At 36.6% G+C, this 12,541-nt stretch carries 8 protein-coding genes and 1 pseudogene; 5 read left to right on the forward strand and 4 right to left on the reverse strand.

All coding sequences use genetic code 11. The features are described 5' to 3' along the window. Positions 1-19: 19 nt before the first annotated feature. Positions 20-277 (reverse strand): M24 family metallopeptidase, encoded by a 258-nt coding sequence (locus M886_RS02165; protein ID WP_230625092.1) that lies wholly within the window; start codon positions 275-277, stop codon positions 20-22. Positions 278-944: 667 nt separating this feature from the next. Here M886_RS02165 and M886_RS02175 point away from each other — a divergent pair. Then, on the forward strand, positions 945-2,198 hold the full coding sequence (locus M886_RS02175) for a M12 family metallo-peptidase (RefSeq protein WP_048038602.1): 1,254 nt from the start codon (positions 945-947) through the stop codon (positions 2,196-2,198). Between the two features lie 413 nt (positions 2,199-2,611). Then, positions 2,612-3,016 carry a hypothetical protein gene (locus M886_RS02180; RefSeq protein WP_048041933.1) on the forward strand — a complete coding sequence of 135 codons (405 nt, stop codon included), beginning with the start codon at positions 2,612-2,614 and terminating at the stop codon, positions 3,014-3,016. Positions 3,017-3,332: 316 nt separating this feature from the next. Here M886_RS02180 and M886_RS18535 read toward each other — a convergent pair whose 3' ends face one another. The 3 genes from M886_RS18535 to M886_RS02190 all read right to left on the reverse strand — a co-directional run bounded on the left by M886_RS18535 (position 3,333) and on the right by M886_RS02190 (position 8,390). Then, complete coding sequence (locus tag M886_RS18535; protein WP_155395325.1) at positions 3,333-3,470, reverse strand: hypothetical protein; 138 nt, start codon at positions 3,468-3,470, stop codon at positions 3,333-3,335. An 854-nt stretch (positions 3,471-4,324) separates the two neighbouring features. Continuing rightward, the gene (locus M886_RS02185; RefSeq protein ID WP_235204013.1) at positions 4,325-6,640 is read right to left on the reverse strand and encodes a DUF3160 domain-containing protein; all 2,316 of its coding nucleotides are present in this window, start codon (positions 6,638-6,640) and stop codon (positions 4,325-4,327) included. Between the two features lie 544 nt (positions 6,641-7,184). After that, positions 7,185-8,390: a hypothetical protein gene (locus M886_RS02190; protein WP_048037975.1), complete on the reverse strand. Its 1,206-nt coding sequence runs from the start codon at positions 8,388-8,390 to the stop codon at positions 7,185-7,187. Between the two features lie 486 nt (positions 8,391-8,876). On the opposite strand from M886_RS02190, the gene M886_RS17625 reads away from it, so the two are divergent. The 3 genes and pseudogenes from M886_RS17625 to M886_RS17630 all read left to right on the forward strand — a co-directional run bounded on the left by M886_RS17625 (position 8,877) and on the right by M886_RS17630 (position 12,461). Continuing rightward, positions 8,877-9,113 (forward strand): hypothetical protein, encoded by a 237-nt coding sequence (locus M886_RS17625; RefSeq protein ID WP_011032922.1) that lies wholly within the window; start codon positions 8,877-8,879, stop codon positions 9,111-9,113. A gap of 838 nt (positions 9,114-9,951) precedes the next feature. Beyond that, a complete protein-coding gene (locus tag M886_RS02200) occupies positions 9,952-11,022 on the forward strand; it encodes a hypothetical protein (protein WP_048038137.1) in 1,071 nt (356 codons plus the stop codon). A 342-nt stretch (positions 11,023-11,364) separates the two neighbouring features. Next, a pseudogene (locus M886_RS17630) lies at positions 11,365-12,461 on the forward strand (IS630-like element ISMma8 family transposase). Positions 12,462-12,541 lie beyond the last annotated feature (80 nt).

Raw genomic sequence — 12,541 nt, forward strand, 5'->3', positions numbered from 1 at the left:
ATGAAGGTGTTTTCAATTCCTACCATACCGATTTTTTCAATTCCTTTTTGGGTTCGAGGGCAAATACCATTCCTTCCTGAGGGGGTTCCTCGAACCCGGTGGCGATTATGGGAGTTTCATCGATCAAGAGGCCGACGGCATGCCCGAGGAATTTCACTCTACAGCTACTGAACCCCATGAAATTGTGCAGGAATTCGTTATGTAACCTTCTCATTATGGTATTGCAAATATCGGAGAGGGCAACACCGGGATTTAACGTCACTGTTTTCGATCCCACTCTTTTTATAGTCTCATAAAAAGGCAGGAATATCTTCATTATTACATTTTACAATATTTAAGAGGAAGTCTGATTATTGAAACACATATACTTATAATGGCAAATAACATCAAAGAATAAAACGTAATACCTACTAATTTGCTAAAGAGCATAAAAAAAGAATCATTGTTAGGGAATATGTAATAAAGAACAGTGATGAGCAGTAACATTACAAAGAATATCTCTGCCAATGATTTGCTAGACATCTTTCTGAACATAATACTATTCCTCGTGATAATAAGGGCACCTTAACATCGAAATCATCATCGTCCCCTGCAGAAAGACCACTGGCCATTTCCTGTTATCTTATAAAATGTTATTATTCTAGAAACTTACTTTTCTTACTTTTATAACTAATTTGTGGCCAAATCATCCAACTGAGAGTATATTCAAACCAAAACCCGAGCTTTTTGGAGATTTATAGGACTATTAGATTGATAGTTTGATGATTTGGCCATAAAACATTAAAACAACTAATAAAAATGAGTTTATGGAGTTTGGAAGTATTTCCGGTACACCTGAACTCCATAAAATCTGCCCTAAGAGGCAATGATTATGTTAGCTTTGTCTGTATTTAAGCTTGCTTGATCTTGCCTCCTAAGGTAAAAATAACTTAGGAGTTAGACGAATGAGTAGAAACAAAATTATGATAAATATGCTTCTTTTGACAATGCTGGTTGGTATAGCGTTGATACCGGCAGTAAGTGCAGCTACAAATAATGAAAATTCAGATATTATGAATAATATTGATTTTGACAAAACATCTCTTAAATTCAATGAGATACTAGATAATTTTGAAACTGTTACTACAAATACTACAGCTTTTCTTAATGATATTCCTGATGGTCAGGTCACACTAAAAATATCAGGACAAAAATTCCAGCTTGACCTTCAAGAAATAGATATAGTAAGTGATGATGCAATAATTATAACAGAAAATGGATCAAGGATGCCTGCTCCTAAAATTTCTACATATAAAGGAACAGTTGTTGGTAAAGAAAATAGTAGTGTTCTATTAACAGTAGCAGATGATGTAATTATAGGACAAATAAACGTTGGCGATAAAAGTTATTTTATTGAACAGACCCCTATAACATACAATGAAAAAATTGTTCATGTCGTTTATTCATCAGATGCTATTAAGGATAGAAAAATTTTGGTGTATAATACTGACGGAGATGATGTAAAAGCGGCTCAAGAGGGTTTGTCCACTTCTTCGTTGGATCCGGCACAAATTTCAACCTTGTTACTTTCCTTACCTGTTGTGGATATTATGGCGTGCTATGATGAAGAATTTGACTTAGAGTTTTCCAATCCTAATGCTGAGATGCAGAATATATTGGCTGGTGTCGAATCTATATTTTCACTAGCTAATGTAGATTTAAACATAAAATCATACACATATTATAGTACAATTCCTAATGATGAAGCCTGTGAAGTGCTATCCGATTTCGCTAGTATTGCTGCAAATGATAGAGATAGCACAAACAGTGATTTAGCTTTTTTATTCACTGGAAAAGAGATGACCGGCAGCGATATTGGTTGTGCGCGTGTATTTAATGGTAATTCGGGTCAAGCATATGCAGTAGGACAGATGGTGTCAGCAGGATATATAAACAGTTATCAAGCAACCTCTTTACAAAAAATAATTCTTACAGCGCATGAACTTGGACATAATTTTGGTGCAACTCACGATGAAGCATATAGCTGGGATAGTGGTTTATCTCACTATTACACCGTCATGTGGACTCCTTTCATGGGCTCGATTTTCCCTAACTACATGCAAGACGAATTCTCTAACTTAAATGACCATGGAGATTCTAGTCATAACAATATATTGTACATCGTGGCGAATAAAAATACAATTGCAGGATTCCAATAAATATTCCAAAGAACCCTTAGTAAACAATTATGGAGTTTATCCCAAAACTCAAAATCGCGTCTCAGACTCATACTTCTAACAATTAATCGAGTTTCTGATCATGGAAAAATGTTCTAAAAACTTACTGATTTGAGAAAAATATTAGTTTTGGGATAAGCTCGTGTAATAACCTCAATTAAAGTAACTTTGATTTAATGATTAGGCTATTATACAACTTTTGTTAGAGGTACAAATCTCTATAAGATTGGATGTAAATTATATATAGGACTTACGCACTTGGGGAGTAAAATCAGGCACATGCGGACTCGTCAACATTAGTCTGATTTATACGGTTAAGTCTTTTCCGCTTATGGTTTTCAGTTCAACTGCGTAAGTCCTAATATAGTAGAGTGATTTTAATTAAGAGGATTAAAATGCAAAGAAGATTGCTAATTATAGTTGTAGGCATATTCTTTTTATTAATACTCACTGTTGTTTTACCTTATGTTATCACGTATAATTCTCTTCATGAAAAAAAAGAAAATCATACGTTAATTATACGTAATCAGGACAATACAAGTCATGAAGTTACTGTAAAATTATTTGATTCAAATAACAGCTCTATATTTAATGAATCATATGTTTTAGATCCTGAAGAAAAAATAAAAAGTCAATATCCGGTTAGACTGATAACAGGGACATATATTGAAGTTACATTAGATAACAATATTATAAAAGCTGAAACTGTTTACTCAAATTTGAGCGATACAGATATATTATATATTAATATAAATGCGCGTTCCGATAACCCGTTGGATCTAAGTATTGTTACTCCGTGAATTTGATTGTATAAAATTGAGCAAAATTTTCTTAAATTACTATTTAAGTGGAAACTATTTTTTTTCTGCTAGTTGAATCAGTTCCAGGATGAAAAAGGTCTGAACATCATCACCTTGAAGAAAAAGTTCTTTTCCGAAAGAAAATGAGTGGGATGGCTGTTCCTCCTACTATTAAGCTCCAGGTATTCTCAGTCATGTTATAGACCTCCGTAAGAGGGTTCTATCTTTTTGCCGCAGTGATCACAGTATAGGAATTTCTCCTCCCAATTAATATCATAATTAATGAAAAGTTCGTTTTTAGGGTTAAGACAACTTTCTATATTCTCATTGGCACATTTATGGCAGAGAACTCCTTTCTAGGATAGGTACAAATAAAGGTAAAATCCTGCCCAGGTGTGAGAAGGAAATTTTTTTTCTTCCTCCTGTCCTCTATCCCATTGATGAGCATCATCATAGCACCCCCTCAATCTCAAGAGTAAAAACAAGCTCTTTAAGCCGGTTATCGATCTCTCGCAGGTATCTTAAGTGCCATCTGGTTAAGTAGTTCGGGTTAACATCTCTTAACCTTCAGGCATTGTTCCTTATACGATTGATTTCAGCTTCTATTTCTTTCGCCTTTTGAGGAGTTAGCCCATCGATGCCGTGTTTCAACCTCACTATCAGAGAGATTATTTACACTTGAATCCTAGGCAGCCGCACTCGCAGTTGATACAAGAACAAAACTATTCACAAAGCTAACACTGAATCATTCCTCTTACCCAGGAAGCAGGATCAGGTAAGCCTTAATATTCGCAAAGCTATCATATTCTTGCCTCCGGGCAAGGTGGAGTTCAAATAGACTTCCCAGAGGGAATTTAAACTTCTCTAAATATCTTTTTAATGTTCATTTTCTCAGGGATTTACCTTTATAATTAATTTGTGGCCAAATCATCCAACTGAGAGTATAGATAAACCTAAATACGAGCTTTTTGGAGATTTATAGGGCTATTGGATTGTTAGTTGGATTATTTGGCCATAAAATTTAAGTAAACTGTCTTGATAAGTATTAAAAAGAGGGCTAACAATGTTGAAAAGATATGTTCGGGCTTTGTAAAATATCTATCTAAATTAGATGTAAGAGATTGAAAAAAATAAGCAAAAAAGTGTCAGGCCATTAATTTGAATGGATATTAGTTGTTTCAGAAGATTTCTGCAGCATCTAGATTTTTTATCACCTTCTTATGCTCAAGTAGATTCTGTAGCAAGTTTGACAAATCCTTAAAAAGAAAGAAATGGATGAAAAATGTAGGCTATCAAAGATAGCACCTTTTACACCTTAAAAGACTCGACCCATTCCGGTCTTCCGGGAGGATTATTTTCTAGCATTTCTCTCCATTCTTCATCCGTTAACCTTTCTCCCGAGGGCTGCCAGAATTCGTAATAACTCATTACAGGGCCTGCCCCTAGCACAATCCTGCCATCAGGCTGTTTGTAGGCTACAATTAGAAGGTCCAGTTTTCCGGTTCCTTCTTCCAAAACTCTCCCTTCCTGATCTGTATAAACATCCGCAACCACAACAGAGCTCTGAGCGTCCTCATCTATGTTCTCAAGCATTGGAGCTATATTTTTTTCGAAACTTTTGATGAACTCATATTCTTCATCTGTCAGCTCTTTATTTTCAAGCTCTTTAATCGAGATTTCCAGCAGTTTTTCAAGGGTGCTTTCAAGAGTTGTAAAGTCTTTATCCGACTGTTCGTCAAGTACTTCCATTTCAGCCAGCCCACTATGCGCCATTTTTGTAAGAGCAAGCATCCTTGCATAGAATTCAGGCACTGGTTCCACGTATCCCTGAACAGGTTTTTCTTCCAGATCATAGAACGCACTTACAAAGTAAGCCTGCTTTGCATAGAGGATAGTATCATGCCTAAGCTCGGTCCAAGAAGCGAGGGCCGTGTTAAGCTGCTTATCTTCCCAGGCTTCGGTTTGCATGAAGGTAGGATAACCCTCTGGATAACTTACAAGGAGAGGCTTTAAGGCATATAGTTGAGCCCAGTAAAGGTTTTTATCCCAGTCCTCTTCATCAAAAGCTTCAAATTCATTTTCCAGAGACAGGTGACGTTCTTTGTATTCTTCATTTTCAGAAATATCTAGGTTTTTCAGGTGTTCCTTCGCTCGTTCAGAACCAAGGAGATCCATGATATTCAGGGCAGGAGGATTGAGATTCTGGAGGATATAGGAATCTGGCGTGTATCGCTGACCCATGAACCTGAATCCTTTTGTTGCCTCAAGAGTTTTGTTTTCAGTTTCGGAGCCTGCATAAATTACTGCTCCTGTTCCGCTGTAGATTTTTGGGCTTTCGTATCTTTCCAGTTCCGCTTTCAACGCCGTAAGGTTTTTGTTATCGAAATTTATTCCTTCCCTATTATTCCCAAAAACAATATCCAGAGCTTTTGCATATTCGTAGGGCCCGAGGTCGTCGGAAAAACCGACATAGAAAGCCGTCACGTCGTAAATTATGTCCCATTCGGCCTGAAGGTTTCTATCCCTGTTAAGGTGGTCAGAAATTAAAAGAGCCTGTATGGTCTGAATTATCGTTTCCTTTTCAGATTTTTCCGCAACTGAGTTTTCCGCAGCTGATTTTTCTGTAACCGAATCTTCTGTCGTTAATTCTTTTGCAGTAATCATGCCCGGTTGAAGTAGCATACTTATTCTACCATGCCACATCATAGCCTTAAAGTAGTTCTTCAATTTTTCAGAAGATGTATAGTGTCCCCGTGGGGTGTACTGAGAGTAATCTTCGTCATAATTGAAAATCGGAGAAAGTACAGAACCTTCTTGAGCCTCTATCAGGCGTAGTTCAGTCTCTACATCAGTTTTTACAAATGAAGGGATTTCGACATTGTATTGTTTCGCGTCCTGAGAATAGAAATTCTTCCCTGAAATTTCCGGTTTTTCTTCTATCTGCTCGGGTTTTGGTTCAAGTAGGCTCAAAGCCACAGCAAAGTAGACAACATTTCTTCTTGAAGCTTCTATTACTTCTTCAGAAGCTTTATCCTCTATCGACCTATTATAATCCTCGATGGAGGCTTCAAGGAGGGCTTTATCAAGTTTCCAAAGGATGTTGTAAAACTCCTTTTCTTCGACTCGTTTTAAAGTTTCATCAAACTGAATATTATAAAGGTGAAGAAGAGAATCCGATGTAATAAAGATAGGAACGTCAGCCACTTTCAGATCCTTGTAAGTTTCGTTTACTCTCACTGGCTCTGCTTCAAACAGGCCGGCTGCCCCACTTTCAATTACAACGAATCCATTTTTGTACAGTAAATTCCTGCTGTCGTTTGTCAGGGGAATTTTCTGGGAGAAATCTTCATAATTTGCAATTTCGGAAGCTTTTAGAGGCAAAGGATAAGGAGGAACATCTGCCTCAAACTGTAGGCTTCTTTTACTATAATATCCGAAAAAAGAGCTTTTTTTTTCAGATTCAAGGGTAGCTTTGCTTTCTTCCGAGAAGTTTTCCTCATGAGCAGTTTCTACTGTAGTATTGGATGAAGTGTCCTGACTGTCTGTTACTTCATCCAGTTTGGCTTCTTTGACTGGTTCGCTACTACTGTCAATGCAGCCCGACCCAGGTATCAGTGACACCATCAGCAGGCAGATAACTATCAATGTTCTGATTTTCAGGTAAAGTCCCTCCATTTTTAATTTATGCAGGCAAATTCAGAAACAATTGAAAAATAAAAAACACGAATAACTGCAGATTTATAATTATTGCGACTGAAAGGGCTCTGTAGAAATCCTCTGATATAATGAATCTCCATTAATTTTAACTGAATGGGCGGATTCATTTATACTTAGTTATTTTCGTCCTCCTGAAGCTGGTTTAGGTAGGTTTTCTACAGAGCCACTGAAAGAAAACTATTATACTTAGGCCCCGTCACAGAATTACCTCTGCAGACATTAGATTGGACATCTTGATTTTCACGATCAGGGTCGCCAATCAAAGTTACAATAAATAATAAGTTGCATAGGTTATTTCGTTGCGGGCACTTACTCTAAACTCAGTTTCTGAGATCCGATTGATATTCTTCTATCCAAACTCCGCAGACGTGCACAAACGTACTTATTTGCCGATTTTTCCTCGCGGAAATTCTCTAAAAATGAAAAAGACGCAAATATTTACGTCTTAAATTTATGCTGTAAGAGGAGTTACACCGAGCTTAGACGTTACTTCCCCGCATGGAATATAAACAGTGGCTGGTATAGATTGATTTACTGTCGTCCATCCACATATTATTCCAACGATCTTATAATTCCCATTATAATAAGCATATACAGGTCCGCCGCTATCTCCACTTGTGCATGTTGTAGTCATTAACTCTATTTTATCCATGTAGTGCCCACCAATGGTCTGACCTGTCAAAACTCCGATGTATTGTCCTGTCACAGATCCACTTGCTCTTCCAGATTTTGTAAGAGTCATGCCTGAAATTCCACCCGAATAGTAACCGGCTACGTTCACAAAATTCCCTCCACCAGTATGTATTCGAGCCGTAACATTACTATATGGTATAAAAGCTGCATCAGTATTTACGCCGATTTTTGAAACCGTCCCAGCCTGATTACCAGAGCCGTATATTGGCTGGTATGATGGTAAGCCCGTTTGGAACCAAGATGTATGTCCAGTAGTTACATATCCATTGGCATTATCACTATTTCTTTTAGCAGCAAATCCTATAGTCCCGTCAGCTCCAGAACCCCCATTAACTATAGTAAGCGCTATCCCTCCTGTAATAGGGCGACGATAAACAAGGTACGGGTCTACAGAACTTGTTGAAACTTGATTAATGGAAGCAGAAGTAATATTTATTGGAGTGCCAGTAGAAAAAATAATTGGCACATCTTTAATGTTTAGTTTTATTGCTTGTTTATTTATTAAATCGACAATGGCATCAAAATCCTCGTTTTTAATATCATACCTTTCGTCGACAATAATCCAAAAATAACCGTCTGCATGTGTACCGTATGCTACAAGTGGGCCTGCAGGATAAAAGTACGGCTTCATTTCTTTGTTCTCATTCAGGTTAACCCTGATACAGTCCAAAGTATTAAACCATTTATAAACCTCAGTACCTGTTGTAATTTCAGGAACTTTACCGTACGTTCTTAAAGCGCTCTCATTTTCACTCATTTTTTCCAGGATATGGGGATCTGTTGGAGGAATCTGTTTGATTATCGAATTTAGCTCCTCTGATGTAATTAGTCCTAGCTCTGCAACTTCTATATCATCAGCACCTTCAGATAATGTTTCGGCACTCGCCACCGGTACAAAAACCGTGCTTATTAAGAACATTGTCAAAAACAATATTCTTATTCCAAATTTATTCTTTGTTGTCATGTTTCTACCTCGCACATTTTGTTCCAGAGGCAGGATCAAGCAAGCCTTAAATATTCACAAAGCTAACACTAACTCATGCCTCCGGGCAAAGTGGGGTTCAAATTGGATCTGGAAAATCGAGTGAACTCCACCAAACATCTTTTTAATGTTCGTTTTTTTCATGAATTTACTCTTATAATTAATCTGTGGCCAAATCATCCAACTGAGAGTATAGGCAAACCTAAATCCGAGTTCTTTGGAGATTTATAGAGCTATTAGATTGATAGTTGGATGATTTGGCCATAAAATTTAAGTAAACTGTCTTGACAAGTGTTAAAAAGAGGGCTAACAATGTCGAGAAAGATATTTTTAATTATGTTGACAACTTTGCTTTTTTTATCTTCCACTGCAACAGCAACAACTGAGAATATAGATAAAGCAGAAATCTCAAGTAATTACATCGTAACACCTGCAATTGACACTGAAGCCTAGACAGTTAACGAGGAAATGGGTATTCGTACAATTTATGATACGATCAGACAGGGAGAGACAAACCTGCATGAAAAAAGTGTAAGTAGCGGCCTGACCCTTCTGGTAGTGGATCTTAACTGGGGAGATTCGACTGATTCACTCCGGCTTAAGGTGTATACTCCGAGTGGCGCATTGCTGGGTACATACTATGATAATGCAGACGGCCAAACTGACGGTAGGATTTATCTCTATATCCTTAGTTTGACAGTATAAATTAAATTTAGTGAGAAGCTTCAATTTTTTGTCAAAAATCAATTGACAGTATTCATAAATTCCATCAAATTGCCTCTGATTCTCCAGCTTCACAATCACTATAAGGTAAATTAGTAGAGATTTTTGTCCCATTTTGGCACTTTTGACACCTGACTTTTTGTATAGTATCTATATTTTATCTGAGATTCATGCTATCTGTCAAATTGAATCTTAAAAAATGGGCAAAAATTTGTTGAAATAATATTACTTATCATTCCAACAGATATGAAAACAATCTTTCAACATAAAAATCAAACTGTCAAACTCAGGATCTAATTAAATGTTATTATTCTGGAAACTTACTTTTATAACTAATTTATAGCCAAATCACCCAACTGAAAGAATAGTCAAATCTAAATCCAAACTGTTTGGAGATATATCGGGGAATTAGATTAATAGTTGGATGATTTGGCCATAAAACATTTAAAGAACTGATAAAAATGAGTTTATGGAGTTTGGAAGTATTTCCGGTACACCTGAACTCCATAAAATCTGCCCTAAGAGGTAATGATTATGTTAGCTTTGTCTGTATTTAAGGAATGGTAAAAATATAATTTCAAATATTCATTTTAGGAATGACTTCATAGGCATTGCAGAAGACAATACCGAGAACAAAAACATGAAATTACATCTTCTTTATTCCTAAAGAAAGATAGGGTGAATTAAAAGCGTCTTGGGAATAACATAATCAATTAAAAATTGATGGCCAATTTTATAGAATTTTTCATTTTCTTATTAAATCGGACCTTTGTACAATGATAAATCTTGACGGTAGTTAATTAAACATGGAGCAGGTATGATGAAAAAATCTGAAACTTTATTGATAACGTTACTTCTATTTTTTGGGGTCTTGATATTTCCTGCATCTGCCGATGATTCAGTGCAACTTTCGCCGGAAAGTAATAATTCTGAAAATTCAGAAATAAGTAATGTAGATTTTGACTATTATACTTACTTTTTTGGTCTGTATTCACAAGGAAATAATGTAATTACAAGATACGGAAAGCCTCCTGTACTGGAAACTGAGACTCAAAAAGAAAACTGGAACTCTACTCTTGAAGAACTTAGTAATGAGATAAAAGACACTGTTGTCTCCAAATACATGTATCCTCATGGAGAGGTAATGTCATGTGGAATTAATGCCAAGGGATACTTTGTGATTTTGTTCAAGTATGGCAATGTTGACGAGCAGTTAATGGATGAGATCTACTCTCTAATAGATAATTCTGCAGAAGAAATGGGTATACAGGATATTCCAGTAGAATTCGGATACGGAACTTATAGGGAGGTAATTTACCTGGAAGGCATTAATCGCTGGTACTGGTTTGGGGAAAATACAGAAAATCTTTCTGAAGCTGATATATATACACTTGAAGAAGTTATGAAGCAAAAAACGGTCATGCCAGTGCAGAAAACCGTTGCAGCTTATGGGAATATTCCTCTGTTAAAAGATAAGAATGAGACAATTTCCTGGGTGAATGAGCTATCTGAGATTGCTAATGCTACCGAGGAAAAAATCACTCCATATATGGAACAAGGTCAGGTAATTAGATACGCAACAGGAATTAGATTGGAAGTAGAGATTAACGAAACTTTGTCTCCTGAAGAAAAAACTTTTCTTGCTGAAGAAATCTACCAGACCATTGATCAAGAGGCAAGAAAACAAAATGTGAATAATGTTCCAGTTATTTTTATGTCGACACCTGAAGAAGGTATAAAAGGATCTGATAATTCAAATAATAATTCCGAATCTGGCAGCGGTAGTAGTTCAGGTAGAAATGAATCGAGCAAAAATAATTCTATTCCAGGCTTCGGATTGTTGGGGAGTCTGGCCTGCCTGTGTGGTGGATGGAGGCTCAAGAAAAGATAATGTAGTTTGAAAACTCCAGGACACTGGAGATTGGTAACCTATTGCCTTTCGAGTCTCAACTAAATTTTAGGTGATTAAAAAACGCCAGGATTTCTTTTTTGATGAAAAAAAGGATTTTACATCAATCACTGAACAAACAACCGTCCAAAATGAAAGTAATTTATTTCTGACAAAAAAGGCTATACTTTGTAGAGTGTAAATAATCATAGAAATATAAATATAGGAGTTACGACACAATGCCAAAATCTAGTGATAACCATAAAAATCAAAAATCACTAGTGTCATGGCAACTTAATTTTGAGTCATTATTATAAACTTTGAATCCCATCTGTATCTTCATTCATGGCAAAAATAAAACTTGAAGAAGATGAGGTGCAGTACCTCATAGACTTTGTTAAAAAGGGACAGAAAAGTGCACGAGAACTAACAAGAGCACGAATCCTGTTACTTGCCAACAAGAATAAAAAGAACACCGAGATCGTAGAGATATTGAATGTTAGTAGGAATACTGTTGGGCGAATCAAGAAAAGGTACTTGGATGAAGGTCTCCAAAGCGCTCTTGAAGATAAAACAAGAACTGGCCAGCCTATAAAATACACCGAAAAGCACACGGCTGAAATCATAGCGCAAGCATGTACCAAACCTCCTGATGGAAGAAAAAAGTGGACACTTGTACTGCTTACTGAAGAACTGAAGATGAGAGAAGGGTTTGAAACAATAAACAAGGAGAGCATCCGGCTTATTCTAAAAAAAGCAAAACTAAACCTTGGTTAAGACGGATGTGGTGCATTCAAAAGATAAATGCCGAGTATAGAGAAAGAATGTACAACATTCTCAACCTCTATGAAGAAAAATATGACCCGAAAAAACCTCTCATATGCCTTGACGAGAAACCAAAACAACTTCTTGGAGATAAGAGGAAAGCTATCCCAATGAAACCTGGAAGTCCAGAAAAATATGATTACGAATATGTCAGGAATGGAACCGCAAATGTATTCGTGGCAGTAGAATTTAAAGCAGGAAAAAGGGTGACTCAAGTCACCGAAAGAAGAACTATGAAGGATTTTGCACAATTCGTGAAAATTCTCCTTACTGAAAAATATTCTGAAGCTGAAGTCATCCGACTGGTTACGGATAATCTCAATATCCATAAAGAAAAGTCATTCTACGAAACATTCAGCGAAGAGGAAGCAAAAAAGATTCTGGACAAGATAGAATTCCATTACACACCAAAACATGCAAGTTGGCTTAATGCTGCAGAAATAGAGATCAATGTAATGGATATTGAATGTACAGACAGAAGGATCGGAGATATGCAGACACTTACCCACGAAGTGGGTGCATGGACAAAGAGAAGAAATGAACATGAAAGTAAGATCAACTGGAAGTTTACGAGAAAAGTTGCTGATGAGAAAATGTCCAAGCATTATGCACCATAATTAAGTTGCTAAGACACTAGATTTTGAATATGGCACAATTCTTTGAGCATGACATATTGACCTGTGCCAGAAGAGCTTGA

This window comes from Methanosarcina soligelidi, from assembly GCF_000744315.1.
Lineage (GTDB): Archaea > Halobacteriota > Methanosarcinia > Methanosarcinales > Methanosarcinaceae > Methanosarcina > Methanosarcina mazei.